This is a genomic window from Pseudomonas sp. USTB-Z, assembly GCF_019691255.1.
GTDB lineage: Bacteria > Pseudomonadota > Gammaproteobacteria > Pseudomonadales > Pseudomonadaceae > Aquipseudomonas > Aquipseudomonas alloputida.
In genome coordinates this window covers 1-16,837 of the sequence record NZ_JAECZP010000032.1, presented here as the reverse complement: position 1 = coordinate 16,837, position 16,837 = coordinate 1, and the positions used below count along the sequence as shown (strand labels likewise).

The window sequence follows — 16,837 nt, the reverse complement described above, 5'->3', positions numbered from 1 at the left end:
CTGCACTGAAATTTAACGCCGCGGCCGGGGCGGCTAAATTTCCTCCGTGTCGACTCGTTCACCCCAGGTAGCGACGGCCTCTGTGCCCTCCCTCGACGGCGAACCTACCGAGACCAAGATGACGACACCACGCTGGAAAAAAGCCCTGTACATCAGCCTGGCTGCGGCAGTCGCCGCGGGTGCCGGTCTGGCTGCCTGGTACCATTTCGCGGCCCCTGGCGGCTACGCCCGGGAAGTCGTTCGTCAAGCCAACGACTTGCAGGAACGCATCATCTCGTTCGACAGCCATGTCACCTTGCCGCTGGACTTCGGCAACGAAGGCAGCGAAGCCGACAAGGACGGGCCGGGCCGCTTCGACCTGGCCAAGGCTGCCCAAGGGCGGTTGTCTGGCGCGGCGCTGACCATCTTTGCCTGGCCCGAATCCTGGACGGGCGCAAACAGCCCGCATCGCCCCACACCAGGCTTCGTCGAGGCCGCCCGCCACACCCAGGAAGTGCGCTACAACGCCATCACCGCAATGGTGCGCGACTTCCCCGAACGCGTCGCCATCGCCTACACCCCACAGGACATGCGGCGCCTGCACGGCGAAGGCAAGTTCGCGGTGTTCCTGAGCATGCTCAATGCGTATGCGCTGGGGGACGATATCGACCAGCTCGACCGCTGGGCGGCGCGCGGGGTGCGCATGTTCGGCTTCAGCTACGTCGGCAACAACAGCTGGGCCGACTCGTCTCGCCCCTTGCCGTTCTTCAATGACACTGTCGATGCGCTCGAGGGTCTGTCCCCCATCGGCAAGCGCGCCGTACAGCGGCTCAATGACCTGGGCGTGATCATCGATGTCTCGCAGATGTCCAGCAAGGCGCTGAACCAGGTCATTCAGCTCAGCCGTACTCCGGTGGTGGCGTCGCACTCGGCACCACGGGCCATGGTCGATATCAACCGCAACCTGTCCGACAAGGAAATGCAATTGATCAAGGAAGGCGGCGGGGTCGTGCAACTGGTCGCGTTCTCCAGCTACCTCAAGCCGCTCAGCGCGCAGACCCAGGAAAAGCTCAATGCCTTGCGTGCCCGCTACGCGCTGCCGCCACTGGCTGACCTGAACTACGCGCTGATGCCTGGCGACCCGGTCATAGCCGGCTGGCCCGAGCAGAAGGTCGGGCAATATGCCAACGAACTCTATGCAATCCTCGAACAGGAGCCGCCAGCGACCCTGAAGGACTACGGTGATGCCATCGATTACACCGTGCGCAAGATCGGCATAGACCACGTAGGCATCAGCTCGGACTTCAACGAAGGCGGCGGCATCGACGGCTGGCACGACGCCAGCCAAGCACGCAACGTAACGGCCGAACTCATTACCCGCGGCTACTCCGAAGCCGATATCGCCAAGCTTTGGGGTGGCAACTTCCTGCGCGTCTGGGCACAGGTACAGAGCGCCGCCCGCGGTACCGACACTTCTCTGCGCTAAGCCATTGGGCACCTTTATGAACGACCGCCGCAATTTTCTCAAAAGGGCCGGCATCCTCGCCGCCGGCCTGCCCCTCGCCAGCGATCTGCTACCCGTTGCCGAGGCCGCCACGCCGATACCGAGCGCCGGCAACCAACGATGGGCCGATTTTCGCCGCCTGTTCGAACTCGACCCAAACTATGCGCACTTCGCCAACTTCCTGATCACCTCTCATCCAAGGCCGGTACGCGAAGCCATCGAGGCCCTGCGTGCACGTTTCGACCGTCACCCGGCGCTGATGGTCGACTGGGATGCCCAGTCGGAGTGGAAGCATGAGGCTGAGGTACGCCAATGGGCGGCACGCTACCTGGAGGTGGCGCCACGCCAGATTGCCCTGACGGGCAGCACTACCGAGGGCCTGGGTTTGATTTATGGCGGCATCAAGCTGGCGCCCGGCCAGGAAATCCTGACCACGGTGCACGAGCATTCCGCCGCACGGCAGACCATGAACTACCGCAGCGCCCGCGATGGCAACCCGGTACGCAGGCTACGCCTGTTCGAGCAACCCTGGAAGGTGAGCACCGACCAGGTGCTGGGCACCGTGCGGGCCGCCATTTCCCCGCAAACGCGCGTGCTGGGCATGACCTGGGTACATTCGGGCAGCGGGGTGAAACTGCCGGTTGGCGAAATCGGTGCGCTCGTACGCGAGGTCAATCAGAACAGGGACGAACGCGACCATATCCTGTATGTCATCGACGGGGTTCACGGTTTTGGCGTCGAGGACATGCGCTTCGCCGACCTGAACTGCGACTACTTCATATCCGGGACCCACAAGTGGATGTTCGGCCCCCGCGGGACAGGCATCATCTGCGCCGCATCCTCGGCACTGGGGCAGCTGCAACCGAGCATCGCCACCTTCTCGGAAAACGAAGACTTCGCCACCATCATGAGCCCGGGCGGCTACCACGCCTTCGAGCACCGCTGGGCCCTGGGCAAGGCGTTCGAACTGCACCTGCAAACCGGCAAGGCTGCCGTGCAGGCACGCATCCACGCCCTCAACGACTACCTGAAGCAACAGCTGGAAAGCCTGCCTGCCATCGAGCTGGTGACGCCGCGCAGCAGCACCCATTCGGCGGGCTTCACCTTCTTTCGCGGTAAAGGCCAGGACGCCGACGCGCTGGCCAGGTACCTGACTAGCCAACGCATCATCGTCGACGCCGTCTCGCGCGATGCCGGGCCAGTGGTGCGCACTGCGCCGGGTTTGCTGAATACCGAAGCGGAAATCGACCGTTTGGTCGAAGTACTGCGCCAGCGCCTGCGCGCCTGACAACCCCTGCCCGGCCACACGCGCCCATGCCAACCCTGCACAACGACAACCGACGAGGCTTACCGTGGACCTTCAGCGCATACTCGAAAAACTGTTCGTCAATGCCCATGCCGTCGGCATCGAGGGCGTGTTCCAGTTCGACTTCGGCCAGGGACTCGCCTACTGGTCCGAGGTATGCGACAACCCCTGCACGGGGGGTGGCCGGCATGAGGCTCCGGACGTCACGATCGAAGTGGCTCAAGATGACTTCCTCGGCATCATGGCGGGCGCTGTCGACGTAGAGGAGCTTTTCGCCAGTGGACGCCTGAAAATAACCGGCAACATGGGCCTGGCGACCCTGCTGCCGCAGGTTATCAGCAGCGCGCGGCAAGGCGCGACCACCAGCAAGGCAGCAATGAACCAGCGCTACCCCACGCCAGGACGCTACAGCGAGGAGGTCTCGGCAGCCCAACCCGTGCTGTATGAGGTACAACGCCTGTCACGGGCCGAAATGCCGCCGTCGCGGTTTCACCATGAACACCTTTCAATGGGCGTGCCAGTGGTGCTGAGCGACGCCCTTGGCGACTGGCCGCTGTTCACCATGGGCCGTGACGCTTCGCTGGCCCACTTTGCCGAGCTGCAGGGCATCACCCGGCATGGTGACTACGTGAAGAAGACGTTCTCTACCGACCGCGACTTCCGCACCACCCCCATGGCCGACTTCATCGCTTCGCTCGACAAGCCGGCCAAGCCCGGCGAGCCGCCCGCCTACATGGGCAACAATATCGTGCCGGAAAAGCTGCAGGCTCTGATCCGCTACCCGGACTACTTCGATCGCCAGCGCTTCATTCCACCGCGCATCTGGATCGGTCCCAAAGGCACCCTTACACCCCTGCACCGGGATGACACTGACAACCTGTTCGCCCAGGTCTGGGGGCAGAAATCGTTCATTCTGGCAGCACCGCACCATCGCGCCGCACTGGGCACCTGGTCAACCAGCCCGAAGGGCGGCCTGGACGGCTGCGATTTCAACCCCGATGCCCCCGACTACGAGCGCTTCCCCGAAGCCCTTAAGGTGCCCTTCCTGCGCGTGGTGTTGCAGGCCGGCGACTTGCTGTTCCTGCCCGAGGGCTGGTTCCACCAGGTAGAGTCAGTGTCCACGTCGCTGTCCGTGAACTTCTGGGTAGACTCCGGACGCGGCTGGTAACCGGCGTGACGGCAACCTGATCTTGATGGGCCATTGGCGCAGGCGATGGGCCGCAACGCGGCCCTGACGAAGGTTCAGACTGCCGCGATCAACGCCTCTGCAAAGCGCTGCGCCACGTCATCGATCTGCTCAGCGCTGATGATCAACGGCGGCAGGAAACGCACCACCGCGCCATGCCGCCCGCCCAGTTCCAGGATCAACCCGCGCTTGAGGCACTCGCGCTGCACCTTGGCCGCCAGCTCTCGGTTGGCCTGTGGATACCCCAAGGCATCCCGCTCGCCCTGCGGCTCCACCAGTTCGACCCCAAGCATCAAGCCACGCCCGCGTACATCACCCAATTGCGGATAGTCACGTTGCAATTGCTGCAAGTGCTGACGCAGGCGCAGCCCCATGGCCTCGGCATGCTCGGCCAGGCGATGCTCGACCAGGTAGTGGATCACCGCCGAACCCGCCGCCATGGCCATCTGGTTGCCACGGAAGGTACCGGCATGGGCGCCCGGCTTCCAGGTGTCCAGCCAGTCGCGATAGACGACTACCGCCAGCGGCAGGCTGCCACCGATGGCTTTGGACAAGGTGACCACATCGGGCACGATGCCGGCGTGCTCGAAGGCGAACATGCGCCCGGTACGGGCGAAGCCGCTCTGGATCTCATCGACGATCAACGCCACGCCGGCCTGCTCGGTAATGCGCCGCACGCCCTTGAGCCATTCGATGTCGGCCGGAATTACCCCGCCCTCACCCTGTACCACTTCGAGGATCACGGCGGCGGGCAGCGGCACGCCGCTTTCCGGATCGAGCAGCAGGTTTTCCAGGTAATGCAGGTTGGCCTTGACCCCGGCCTCACCACCCAGGCCGAACGGGCAGCGGTAGTCGTAGGGGTACGGCATGAACTGCACGCCGCTGCTCAGCAACGCACCCAGTGGCTGCTTGGGGCCAAGGCTACCCATCAGACTCAACGCGCCCTGGCTCATGCCATGGTAGGCGCCGTGGAAGGCCAGCACGGTGCTGCGCCCGGTTGCACCACGCACCAGTTTGAGCGCCGCTTCAACGGCGTCGGTACCGGTTGGGCCGCAGAACTGCACCTTGGCCTCGCGACGCAGCGCCTCGGGCAGGATGCCGAACAGGTCCTGGACGAAACGGTCCTTGACCGGTGTGGTCAGGTCGAGTGTATGCAGCGGCAGTTCGTCAGCCAGCACGCGCTGGATTGCCTCGACTACGACCGGGTGATTATGACCCAGCGCCAAGGTGCCAGCGCCGGCCAGGCAGTCGATGAACTGGCGGCCTTCGACGTCTTCGACATGGATGCCCCGGGCGCGCTTGAGCGCCAGCGGGATGCGCCGCGGGTAGCTGCGGGCGTTGGATTCCTGCTGTTGCTGGCGTTGCAGCAAAGGCGAATCGGTGAATTCGTACAAGGGTTGCGGCAAGCTGGCCGGTGCAACCTGGGCAAGGCTGGAAGCGGTGGACATGGGTGAATCCTCGCAAGCAAGCGGATGGGCGGTTATCGCTTTGGAAACGCTTGAGTGGGGGGAGGATTTAGCGGTTGTTACTGGATTTTATTTTTGTCTGTGCCGGCCCTTTCGCGGGTAAACCCGCTCCTACAAGAACCGCACCCCCCGTAGGAACGGGTTTACCCACAAAGAGGCCAGCACAGGCAAACCCGCCCCCACAGACCGCACCACCCGTAGGAGCGGGTTCACCCGCGAAGAGGCCAGCACAGACAACCCCGCCCCACAGACCGCACCGCCCGTAGGAGCGGGTTCACCCGCGAAGAGGCCAGCACAGACAAACCCGCCCCACAGAACGCACCGCCCGTAGGAGCGGGTTCACCCGCGAAGAGGCCAGCACAGACAACCCCGCCCCACAGAACGCACCGCCCGTAGGAGCGGGTTCACCCGCGAAGAGGCCAGCACAGGCAATAAACATCAATGCACCGGACGCGCCGGTACCCGCAACAAGACCCGCAAGCCGTCACTACGGCTGTCAAAGCGCAGGCTACCGGCACACCGCTGCACGATCGCCTGCACTATCGCCAGCCCCAACCCGCAACCACCACTTTGCCCATTACGCCAGAAGCGCTCGGTCAGGTGCTCCAGGTCCGCTTCGGCAATCCCTGGCCCATGGTCACGCACCATGAAGCCCACTTGGCCGTCTGCCATCTGCACGTCCAGCTCTACAGCTTCATCACCGCCGTGACGCAAGGCGTTGTCCAGCAGGTTGCGCAGTGCTGCCACCGCCAACGGTGCCGGCATGCCCAGGTAGATTTGCGTAGCCTCCTCAGGCAGACGCAGCACGATACGCCGGTTGTCGCCGCCGCCCGCATCCTGCATCGCCTGCCGCGCCACCTGCTCGGCGCTGCACTGCACGCCATCCTCGAACGACAGGCTGCCTTCTACCCGCGCCAGCATCAGCAACTGCTCAAGCGTGCGGTGCATGCGGTCGGTGCCCTGCTCGGCATGTTCCAGCGCCTGCTCGCGCACTGCACCGTCGGTCATGCGCGCCACCTGCAGGTGGGTCTTGATCGCGGTCAACGGGCTGCGCAGTTCATGCGCGGCATCGTCGGTCAGGCGCCGCTCACGCTCGAGGGTCTGAGCAATGCGCAGGAACAGCTGGTTCTGGGTCTCCAGCAACGGCTGTAACTCGCTGGGCATGCCCGCCACCTGCAGCGGCTCGACACTGTCCGCACGCCTGCGGCGCAAGGCATCACGCATGCGGTTGAGCGGCTCCAGGCCCTTGCCAAGGCCGATCCACAACAGCCCCAGGCTGCCAAGCAGGGCCATCAATACCGGCGCCGATGCCGCCAGCAGAATCGACTGGTTCAGCGCCTCGCGCTCCATGTGCCGGTCGGCCGTGGTGATGCGCACATCGCCGTGGTTGTAGGTAAAGGTGCGCCAAAGCGCATCGTCGATGGTCTGGTCACGGAACCCGCTGCGCTCGTCGTCCATGGCGCCATCGTGCTTATGGTTGCTGGCGAGGATCTCGCCACGCAGCGAGCTGACCTGGCAGGCCATGCCGTCCGGTACGCTGAACTGGTCGGCGGAAAAATGCGCCTCCCCGCCCTTGGCAGTCAGCGGCTGCGGCAACTGGTCGATCAGCCCGGCGACCATACGCGCCGACGCCACCAGGCGCTGGTCGAGGGAAAACATCATCTGTTGGCGCAGGTCACGCAGCATCCACGCCGCGGCCAGCGCCCAGATGATCACGAAGGCACTGCCGAGGATCAGGCTCAGGCGTACCCGAAGGCTCATGATGCGGCCTCTTGCGGTGCCTGCGCCGGGCCCAGCCGGTAGCCCAGGCCACGCACGGTCTCGACAATGCCGTTACCCAGCTTGCGACGCAGGTGGTGGATGTGCACATTCAGGGCGTTGCTCTCGACCTCGTCGCTGAAACCGTATACGCAGTCCTTTAGTTGCTCGCTGGACAGCACGCGCCCGGGGTTCTGCAGCAGCGCCTGGAGCAGGGCCTGCTCACGGCGGGACAGGTCGACATGCTGGCCGGCCAGGGTCGCCTCGCAGCTACTCGGGTCATAGCGCAGCGGGCCGTGCTCGATCACGTTCACCGCCCGCCCGGCCACCCGCCGCAGCAAAGTATGCAGGCGTGCGGCAAGCTCACGCAGATCGAAGGGCTTGAGCAGGTAATCGTCGGCACCGGCCTGCAGGCCATCGACACGATCGGTGACGGCATCGCGGGCGGTGAGCACCAGTACCGGCAGGGTCTCGCCTTTTTCGCGCAGGCGGCGCAGCAGCTTGAGGCCATCTTCGTCGGGCAGGCCGAGGTCGAGGATCATCACGTCGAACTGCGCGGCCTGCAGCATCGCTCGCGCAGCGGCGGCGTTGCCAACCCGGTCCACGGTCAAGCCCTGAGCGGTGAGGCCGGCGCAGATGCCGGCGGCGATCAGGTCGTCGTCCTCGCAGAGCAGAACGTGCATGGTGGGGCTCCCGGAGTGGTGTGGCTGGTATTGCACCTTGGGCGGATTAAGGGGGGATTATGGACCTTTTGGGGTGGGTTGGGGGGAGATCGAGCACCGCGCGGGTCGCCACCCTGCCCCTCGCAGCCTCAACCCCAATTCCCGAGCTTCTCGAACACTACAGAAACGAAGTCGCCTTTTCCTACAACTGACCCAGAAACCTCTGATCCGAATCCATGATGGGATTTCCCCCTGCACGCGCTGTCAGGGAGACACCTCATGTACCTGGATTACCTCGTGCCCTCCTGGCACGAGATCGAGTCACGTGTCATCGCCATGGTGGGCTACCCAAGCGGTGGCCAGTTCCGCACCGGCCTCAATGAAGAGGTCGCCTCGCTGGGCCTCAACCTGCGCCGGATCGAAGCTGTCCGCACAGCCTTCTACCACGCCGAATGGCAGGCGGCGCAGATGCTGCGCCAGCGCTTCGCCGACCTCGACATCAACAGCATCGTCGACGAACTGCTGAGGGTCGTGCAGCAGATGGCGATGATCGTCGCCGGCAGCACCATTACCGGTGGCCTGCTTGGCGCGGGGTTAGGCGCATTCGCCGGCGGCGCCGGAACCATACCGTTCGCTGGCGCAGGCGCGGCCATGGGCCTCAAGGTCAGCGGCTGGATCCTTGGCGCGCTGGGGCTGGCTTCCATTGCCGAGTTCTTCATCGAGGGCTTGCCGCGGATCGGTGAGTACTACGTCGATGGCATCCGCTTCGCCTGGGAAGGCACCTGCGGCAATGAAGGCACCGGCCCGTTCTGCCGGGACGACCCCTATGCGATATCCCGGGCCACGCATCAGATTGCCCAAGGCCATGTGGAAGTCGTGGTGCTGTTGTTGGGGGCGATCGTGTCGTACCTCACCCGCGGGCGCGGCGATGCCCGAGTGCTGGCCCAGGAGATGGCGGCCAGCCGCAAAGGCGCGCGGCTGGGGCAATGGATGCTCAAGCATGAAGAGGGGTTGAAGAAACGGCCGGATCTGCAGGTGCCGGAGCGGCGCAAAGGGACGATGGATGATCCGCAGCCAGTTCAGCCGAATCGGCAGGCGGGAAAAGACAAGGAGCACCCCACAGGGAAGCCCGGTAGCATGCCGTTGCATACGGTGGCGTGTTTCAAGGCGGATAAATTGCCAGCGTCGAAGCATGGCGAGTTTGAGCGGCAGTTAAAGGGACAACAAGATGGACTCAATCGGCTGACGGTTGAAGAGTTCCTGGAAAATATTGCAAACCCCATAAAGCGAGATCCAAAAACTGCGAGAAAAGCAAGACAAAAACTGTATGACGACCTAAGGAAAAGAGCTTATAGAAAACTGCCCAAGGACATGAACCCAATTGAAGCAAGAAAAATTTCAACGATGCAGGCTAAGGAAACGATGTCCTCTCTTGCTGCGCTGCACAATCCAGATCTAATCGCCGGCGGCAAGGATGTCATCTCTGACTTCGGGGATAGGCAAGTAAATTCCACTATAGGTCCCCAATGGAGAAGCAGGGTAGGAGAGCTGACAAGATCAGTCGAAGAACAAGCCAAAGATGGCCGCGCATCAGGCTTTTTAAATGTCAGACTGCACAAATGCTAACAAGATAAGGAGCGCGACAATGGACGAATTTTTCTCCCTCTTCATAGAAGAGATGGGCGAGCCGATTTTCAGGCAGGAGGTGCCTCCTTCTAGCATCGAGCGCTACAGCGGTAAATTGCCGAAGAAACTGTTGGAATACTGGACCGAGCACGGATGGTGCGGATATGGTGATGGAATATTCTGGACGGTCAATCCGCAAGACTACGAGGGCGTAGCCGCCTCATTCATAGAGGGCACTGCGCTCGAAGGGCGAGATACCTATCATGTCATCGCTCGGGGCGCCTTTGGTGATCTCTATCTGTACGGAGAAAATTCCGGTTTTTCATTAGACATCGTAGCCCACACTTCACAATACTGCGGCAGAGTGAATGAACTTGATGCAGGCAACATGGACAAGGAGGTGCAAGATTTCTTTCTATTGATCGAACGGGAGTCCAACGACTTTGGCGATTTATTCGAGCCTGCATATAACAAATTAGGCAAACTCAATCATGATGAGATGTATGGTTTCGTTCCAGCCTTGGCATTCGGTGGCCCCTGCGATCTTGCCCACCTAGAAAAAGTCAAAGCTGTCGAGCACTTAATACTACTTGCACAGATCTCCACCCTCGAACCCTATAGCTTTTCTGACTTCTAAACACAGTATTGGCCGTGAAAAGCGGCGGATGAGATGCACGGCTTCGTCCCGGCGTTGATGCTGGGCGTGTCTGCCAGCCTGGCCAATCTTCAGCGGCTGAAGGCCGACGTGCATCTGATTCTGCTAGCGTAGACGGGCGAACTGGGACCCTACGAACTCGATGAAAAGGAAGATGATTAGCACGCGCTTACAACGCTCACTGGCGCAGCGCATCGGGCGAATCGACATCCTGCAGCACGCCGGCATCCTCGACATCCAGCCGGACGCAACGGTCCACATGGGCCTTCAGCACCGAACGCGCCCCTTCATCACCCTTCAACCGGGCAAGCGCCGGCCAGAAATCGCGCCCGAACAACACCGGATGGCCCTGTCGTCCAGCATGACAAGGCAGGACTATCGTTGACCCACTGGCCTCGCGTGCAAGCAAATCCAGGGTCGCGGACGCCACCCAGGGCATATCACCCAACAGAATCGCTACTGCCTGCGCCTCGCTGTCAGCCAGCGAAGCGGCCCCGGCCGCCAGGCTATGGCCCATGCCCAATGTGAAATCCGGACTGGAGACCACCCTGCACCGCGCAGGCAACCCCAGGTCCACGCCTCGCTCCCCTTCACGCAACACCACCCGCACATCATCGAACACTGCGCAGGCGCTCTCTACGCTGTGTACCAGCAAGCTTCGACCGTCAGCCAGCAGCGAACGGCGCTTGTCAGCGCCGAAACGCACACTGCTGCCTGCCGCCAATACCAACGCAACCACGCTCACAGCGCCGCCCGCTCGATGCCATTGCGCGCACGAAGGATATCGGCCAGTACCGCCAGGGCGATCTCGGCCGGGGTCTTGCTGCCCAGGTTCAGGCCTATCGGCGCATGGATGCGCGCCAGCTCGTCGCAACCCAGGCCACCAATTCGCTGCAAGCGTTCGCGACGCTTGTCGGAGGTGGCCTTGGAGCCCATCACGCCGATGTAGAACGCTTCGGTCCGTACGGCTTCAAGCATGGCCAGGTCATCGATTTTTGGATCATGGGTCAATGCCACCACTGCCGTATCGGCATGGCAACCGCCATTGGCGATGAATTCCGACGGCAGCTCGCGGCGCACCTCTATGCCATTCAGCACTACGCCGTCGAGTACTTCGTCACGCGGCTCGCAAAGGATGACCTCAAACCCCATGCCCCTGCCGAATTCGACGCAAAAATGCGCCACGCTGGAATAACCGGCCAGCAGCAGCCGCTGGGCGGCGCCGACACGCAAGCGCACCCGGGCATTTTCCCGTTCCACCCGTGGCCCCTGACTATGGTCATCGAACAGCTGGCGGGTCCCCATAGGCAGGCTCACCTCACGCAGTACCCGGCGCTGGCCCTGCAGCGCACGTTCCAGCTCACGCAGATGCGCCTGCACCTCGCATTCAACCGGCAGGTTCTCCACCAGTACTTCAAGCACACCGCCACACGGCAGGCGAACGCGCGAACGCGGGTCGCTGCCGTCGCCATAACGCACGATGGCAACCGGCTCCGGGAATTCCCCGAGGGCCACGCGTTCGAGAAAGTCGTCTTCGACACAGCCACCGGACAGCGAGCCCAGCCACTGGCCGCTGGCGTTCACCGCCAGCAGCGAACCCGGCGCACGCGGCGCCGAGCCGTAGGTGGCGAGCACCGTGCACAACCATACCCGCTGGCCGTTGCAGGACCACTGCAAAGCCTGACGGATCACCTGTAGATCGAGATGCTGCACGCTTTACTCCGCCTTCAGCTCGGCGAGCTGCTGTACGTTCAGGTCGCCGGGCAATCCACCCCAGGCCTGGCGCAAGTAGTTGACCATATCTGTCACCTGTTGGTCATCAAGCTTGTCGGCAAAGCCCGGCATCGGCTGCATGCGCTCGAAGCCGGTGAACTGCTGTTCACGGATACCCTCGAGGACCACCTTGACTAGATTGCGCGAGTCGGCCTGACGCAGCACGGTGTTGCCGCGCATGGCCACGGCGATGTGCGGCTTGCCCTCGCCGTCGACACCATGGCAGCCGGCGCAGACGTTCAGGTACTGCTGGTGGCCCCGCTTGGCACTGTCGCTCATCCGCTCCAGGGCAACGGCCTCGATAGCCTTGGCCGGCGGCGGCTGGTCGCCCAGCAGGTAGGTGGCCATGGCCGCAAGGTCTGCATCTTCCAGGTGCTGGGTGCTGTGGTGCACCACCGGGAACATCTCGTTGAACATGCTGCCCTGGGCGCTGATGCCGTGCTTGAGGAAGGTGGTCAGGTCCGGCTGCGTCCAGCCGCGCTCGGCCAGGTCCTGGGCCAGCAGGCTTGGCGCCAGGTAGCCACCCAGCAGGCCGCCGCTCAGGCGTTGGTCCTGCTGCAGCGCACCGATCGGATTGCGCGGGGTATGGCATTCGCCACAATGGCCCATGACCTCGACCATGTACTGGCCGCGCTGCCAGGCCGTGCTTTTACCCTCGGTCGGCTGCAGTTGCACGCTCTTGCCATACAGCATGTTCCAGCCGCTGAGCCCCATGCGCACATTGAACGGGAAGCGCAACGCGGTCTGCGGTGCCGGGCGGTTGATCGGCGGTATGGTCATCAGGTAGGCGAGGATCGCGTCCGAGTCTTCACGCTTGATCAGGTGGTACGAGGTGTAAGGCATCGCAGGATAAAGGTTGGCGCCGTCCTTGCGCTTGCCCTCGGTGACTGCGGCGAAGAACTCGTCGGCGCTGTAGTTGCCGATGCCGTACTGTTTGTCCGGGGTGATATTGCTGCCATAAATGGTGCCGAACGGCGAATGGATCGGCAAGCCGCCCGCATACGGCGCGCCGCCTTCGGCGGTATGGCAGGCCATGCAGTCGGCCGCGCGGGCCAGGTATTCACCGCGCTTGACCTGCGCATCGTCGGCCGCCAAGGCAAACGAACTGACCGCCAGCCCGAGGGCCAACGCCGAGGCGCTACGTACGAAGCCCATGTTCAACCCTCCTTGACCAGGCCGAGATCGTTGAGCACCTTGCGGGTGGCATCGTAGTAACGCACGTAGCCTGTGCAGCGGCAGATGTGGTGACCGAGGCTGGCCTCGATGCGGTCTTCCACTTCGCTCTTCTTCAGCGGCTGGCGCTGGGCCGTTTCCACCAGCACGGTAGCGGCGTTGACGAAGCCTGGTGCGCAGTAGCTGCACTGGAAGGCGAACAGGTCGACGAACTTCTGCTGGATCGGGTTGAGCGTCAGGTTGCCGGCCTGGTCTTTTTTGGCATGGCCTTCGATGGTGCGAACCTTCTTGCCTTCGAAGTAATGCGCACCGGTGATGCAGGTGCGCACTTCTTCGCTGGTGCCGTCGGGGTTGTCGACGATCACCACGCAGGCGTGGCAGATGCCCTGGCCGCAACCCAGGCGCGAGCCGGTGAGGTTCTGGTGTTCGTGCAGGTAGTCGATCATCGCCAGGTCCGCGGGAACCTCGACCGGCCCGACCGGTTGACCGTTGAGCGTCAGTTGCAGTGGACGGTTAGCCATTGAGGGCCTCCTTGATACGGGCTGGGGTGATGGGGAGATCGCGCACGCGCTTGCCGATGGCATGCGCGACGGCATTGCCGATGGCACCGACGACCGGGATCATCACCACTTCGGCGATGCCCTTGGAGGGGTCGGTCGGTGACAGCGGCGGGAGGATTTCGCTGGTCTGCTGCCACACCGCCACATCGCGCGCATGCGGCAGGCGGTAGCGGTTGAAGTTCCAGTCGCCCTCCCCGGGCCCACCCTCGTACAACGGCATTTCTTCGGTCAGTGCATGGCCAATGCCCATGGCGATACCGCCTTCGAGCTGGCCCTTGACCAGTTCCGGCACCAGCACCCGGCCACACTCGACCCAACTGTGGTGGTTGAGCACCTGCGTCTCCAAGGTGCCTTTGTTGACCTTGACCTCGACGATGGTCGCCACCGGGCTGTAGTAGGTGACCATGGCGTTGTTCAGCTGGGTGTCGGGGTAGGCCGCATTCTGCCGGTCGAGCAGGTGATAGCCATGGCTGCCCATCTGCGCCTTCTTGGCATTCACCGCACCATCGCCGTACTTCACCGCCATGGCATCGAGGGGGAAGCGCTCGCGCACGCCATCGATGACAAAGTCGGCCTCGGCCCAGCTCCAGCGGTTGAAGCCGTGCACGCTCACGCCAGTAACCAGCCCCATGTCGTGGGCCTTCTGCGCCAGCTGGGCAAACGGAATCGGCGCCAGGCCATTGCCGGTCAGCTCACCGTTGACCCACACCGCATTTTCGCGGCGCACCACCAGCGGGTTGGCCTGGCCGCCGTGCGGGCCTTGGCTCCAGATCGCCATGGCCGCCGGCCACAACCCATGATTGAACAGCACACGCGCCGCTTCGCGGGTGGCATGGCTGAAGTAAAACGCCGAGTTGGTCGCCGACGATGGCGATGCCAGCTTGCCGACCCAGCGCGGGTTGCGCAGCGCGGCGTCCTGCTCCGGCTGGCTGATCAGGTACGGGTTTCCGCTGGTGCTCAATTGCAGCTCTGGCCATTCGGTGACTGCAGTCGTCACCTCGTCGGCCGAACGGCCGAGGAAATCGCTGACCACCAAAGCCTGGGAGGTGGACATGCCGGTGCCCAGCTCGGTGCCGATATGGCGCAGGCTGATGCGGCCATCGGCGCTGAACTCGACACTGGCCATCGGCGCCTCGGAACCTGTGCCGAAGTCCTTCTGGCAGATGGCGAAGCCGACGCCGTACCAGTGGTCCGGGTCCTTGGCGTCCATCTGTTGCTTGCGTGCATCGCGGTTGCGCCACCACTCGTGCACAGCGGCCTTGTCGAGGATCTCGTACAGGCGCAGGGCGCCGGCCGGGACCGCACCCTGGGTGTTCTTCATGCCCGATTTCAGCGCGTTGGCGCGGCGCAGGTCGATGGCATCGACCCCCAGGCGGCCGGCGATCTCATCCACCATCATCTCGGTGGCCGCCATGCTCTGCAGGGTGCCGTAACCGCGCATGGAGCCGGCCTCGACGCCACGGGAATAGTAGGCGGTCACCGACAGGTCGTTCTGTGGCATGTAGTAGATCGACTGCGCTGCCGTGGCGCCCACGGCTGCCACCGACGGGCTGTAGTTGATGCGCCCGCCGCCGTCGCAGCTCATGTCGGCGCGGAAGATCTTGAAGCTGTTGTCCTTCTTGTCCACCGCCAGCTGGTAGCGGATATCGAAGGCATGGCGCTTGATGCCGCTCTGGAACTGCTCGTAGCGGTCGTTGGCCAGGCGGATCGGCACGCCGGCGCCGTAAAGCGCAGCCACCGCAGCATAGAAGACGAAGATGTTGTTGTCTTTTGAGCCATAGCCCACGGTATAGCCCGGGTGCATGTTCAGCGTGTTCAGGGCAAAGCGCGACGGCTTGATCATGTGCACGCATTCCTGCGCCACTTCGAACGGGCACTGAGTGGCGACCACGAAGTGCAGCGTGCCCGTGGCCGGGTCATACCAGCCGTTACCGTTGTCCGGCTCCAGCGCGGCAGGTTCGATGGACGGCGTCTTGTAGCGCTCGTCGAACACCAGCCAGTCCTCGGGCGGGTTGTCCAGCTGCTCGGCCATGCGCTTGGCGTAGAACAAACCCTGCTCGGTCAGGTCGCCGTGCTGGTTGGGCTGCTTCGACCACACCGGCTTGCGGTTGAGAATGGTGGGGAACAGCATGGCGTTCTTCAGGCTGGAGAACTCATCGTCGTCGAACGGCGTGGCGCCGCCCACCCGCACGAAGCGGAAGCTGCCATAAGGGTCGCGCTGGTACAGCGGCGCCTGGGCACCGTAACGGATCGCCTGCTGATTGAACTGCAGCTTGCGCTTGGCCTGGCGGAAGCGCTCGAAGTCGTGCCAGATCAGGATCGCCACCGGGTGGCCGATGAACATCGGCACCTTGCCGGGCGGCAGCAGCGGGTCGGGCGAATGGGCCTCGGGCCAGGCAATGCCGTCCTGTTCGAGGTCGGCGGCAGTGACGATGCGGTCCGGCTGCAGGTCGGTGCCGAGCAGGCTGAGGTCATGCCCGGCATAGATACGATCAACCGTGGTGGCCTTGAGCAGCAGCGCATGGCCCTGCTGCGCGGGCCACCCGGGCATGTCCTTGGCGCGGATGTCGCGGGCGAACACTTTGTCGCCGCAGACCTTGGACAACGCATCGTTACGGAAACGCGCCTTGCCGTCGTGGTTCATCCACTTCTGCGGCGAGGTGGTGACGCGCTCCTCCATCAACGCGGCGAAGGCCTGGCTGCCAAGTGGCGCCATGGTCACGCCGACACCAGCGATCAGGCCGCCTTGCAGAAAGGCGCGCCGGGAAATATCACGGTTGGACATGCTTGATCCTCTGGGCAGTTGGGGCCTGCCCTTTCTTTTGATTCTTGGCCTGGCTTGAGAAAAGCTGACCTTGGCGTCAACTTTACAGCAATTGGGTGGGTATAGGCAAAGTCAAGCCGACAATGTGTCGCGGTGTGTATAGGGCAAGAGGCGGAATTCGCGCTTTGGCGGGTAGGTGTTTGGCGGGAGAGTTTCAGCGCCTGGTAGGTGTTCGCCGCGAGAGTTTCAGCGCCCGGTAGGTGTTCGCCGGGAGAGTTTCAGCGCCTGTGAGATCGAGCGCCGCGCGGGCGGCGCGGAAGTGTCAGATTTTTTGTGTGCGGGCCGGTAACGGCCTGCCGTCAGGCAGGCCTTGATTTCACCAGGTTGGCCTGATGAACCGATCTCCGTACAGAATCGCAAATTGA

The 16,837-nt window shown here is 63.3% G+C and carries 14 protein-coding genes; 6 read left to right on the top strand and 8 right to left on the bottom strand.

Annotated features, from left to right (window positions below):
• Positions 1 to 118 precede the first annotated feature (118 nt).
• From I8746_RS25435 to I8746_RS25425, 3 genes are all read left to right on the top strand, one after another.
• Positions 119 to 1,465, top strand: a complete 1,347-nt coding sequence (locus tag I8746_RS25435) for a dipeptidase (RefSeq protein WP_088513751.1) — start codon at positions 119 to 121, stop codon at positions 1,463 to 1,465.
• Positions 1,466 to 1,481: 16 nt separating this feature from the next.
• The gene (locus I8746_RS25430; RefSeq protein ID WP_221101167.1) at positions 1,482 to 2,771 is read left to right on the top strand and encodes an aminotransferase class V-fold PLP-dependent enzyme; all 1,290 of its coding nucleotides are present in this window, start codon (positions 1,482 to 1,484) and stop codon (positions 2,769 to 2,771) included.
• Between the two features lie 64 nt (positions 2,772 to 2,835).
• The gene (locus I8746_RS25425; protein WP_221101166.1) at positions 2,836 to 3,957 is read left to right on the top strand and encodes a cupin-like domain-containing protein; all 1,122 of its coding nucleotides are present in this window, start codon (positions 2,836 to 2,838) and stop codon (positions 3,955 to 3,957) included.
• A gap of 74 nt (positions 3,958 to 4,031) precedes the next feature.
• Here the strand turns inward: I8746_RS25425 and I8746_RS25420 are convergent, their stop codons facing one another.
• From I8746_RS25420 to I8746_RS25410, 3 genes are all read right to left on the bottom strand, one after another.
• Positions 4,032 to 5,423, bottom strand: a complete 1,392-nt coding sequence (locus tag I8746_RS25420) for an aspartate aminotransferase family protein (RefSeq protein ID WP_014859274.1) — start codon at positions 5,421 to 5,423, stop codon at positions 4,032 to 4,034.
• 456 nt (positions 5,424 to 5,879) lie between these two features.
• Positions 5,880 to 7,202, bottom strand: coding sequence for an ATP-binding protein (locus I8746_RS25415; RefSeq protein WP_003254253.1), 1,323 nt, complete (start codon positions 7,200 to 7,202; stop codon positions 5,880 to 5,882).
• Entirely contained in the window at positions 7,199 to 7,882 is a 684-nt protein-coding gene (locus I8746_RS25410; protein WP_004576176.1) for a response regulator transcription factor, read from the bottom strand. Before I8746_RS25410 ends, I8746_RS25415 begins: the two co-directional genes overlap by 4 nt.
• Before the next feature lie 258 nt (positions 7,883 to 8,140).
• Here I8746_RS25410 and I8746_RS25405 point away from each other — a divergent pair, with 258 nt between their 5' ends.
• From I8746_RS25405 to I8746_RS25395, 3 genes are read left to right on the top strand one after another with little or no spacing between them, the layout of a single operon-like run.
• Positions 8,141 to 9,487: a DUF6861 domain-containing protein gene (locus I8746_RS25405; protein ID WP_221101165.1), complete on the top strand. Its 1,347-nt coding sequence runs from the start codon at positions 8,141 to 8,143 to the stop codon at positions 9,485 to 9,487.
• Positions 9,488 to 9,506: 19 nt separating this feature from the next.
• Positions 9,507 to 10,124, top strand: coding sequence for a GAD-like domain-containing protein (locus I8746_RS25400; RefSeq protein WP_143494136.1), 618 nt, complete (start codon positions 9,507 to 9,509; stop codon positions 10,122 to 10,124).
• A 33-nt stretch (positions 10,125 to 10,157) separates the two neighbouring features.
• Positions 10,158 to 10,256, top strand: coding sequence for a T6SS immunity protein Tdi1 domain-containing protein (locus tag I8746_RS25395; protein ID WP_080756757.1), 99 nt, complete (start codon positions 10,158 to 10,160; stop codon positions 10,254 to 10,256).
• Between the two features lie 64 nt (positions 10,257 to 10,320).
• Here the strand turns inward: I8746_RS25395 and I8746_RS25390 are convergent, their stop codons facing one another.
• The 5 genes from I8746_RS25390 to I8746_RS25370 are packed head-to-tail and all read right to left on the bottom strand — an operon-like array spanning position 10,321 to position 16,433.
• Positions 10,321 to 10,887 carry an NTP transferase domain-containing protein gene (locus tag I8746_RS25390; RefSeq protein WP_221101164.1) on the bottom strand — a complete coding sequence of 189 codons (567 nt, stop codon included), beginning with the start codon at positions 10,885 to 10,887 and terminating at the stop codon, positions 10,321 to 10,323.
• A complete protein-coding gene (locus I8746_RS25385; RefSeq protein ID WP_221101163.1) occupies positions 10,884 to 11,855 on the bottom strand; it encodes an XdhC family protein in 972 nt (323 codons plus the stop codon). The genes I8746_RS25390 and I8746_RS25385 overlap by 4 nt, the downstream gene beginning before the upstream one ends.
• 3 nt (positions 11,856 to 11,858) lie before the next feature.
• Positions 11,859 to 13,070, bottom strand: coding sequence for a cytochrome c (locus I8746_RS25380; protein WP_012051706.1), 1,212 nt, complete (start codon positions 13,068 to 13,070; stop codon positions 11,859 to 11,861).
• Between the two features lie 2 nt (positions 13,071 to 13,072).
• A complete protein-coding gene (locus I8746_RS25375) occupies positions 13,073 to 13,609 on the bottom strand; it encodes a (2Fe-2S)-binding protein (protein ID WP_014755857.1) in 537 nt (178 codons plus the stop codon).
• The gene (locus tag I8746_RS25370) at positions 13,602 to 16,433 is read right to left on the bottom strand and encodes a xanthine dehydrogenase family protein molybdopterin-binding subunit (RefSeq protein WP_221101162.1); all 2,832 of its coding nucleotides are present in this window, start codon (positions 16,431 to 16,433) and stop codon (positions 13,602 to 13,604) included. Before I8746_RS25370 ends, I8746_RS25375 begins: the two co-directional genes overlap by 8 nt.
• Between the last annotated feature and the right edge of the window lie 404 nt (positions 16,434 to 16,837).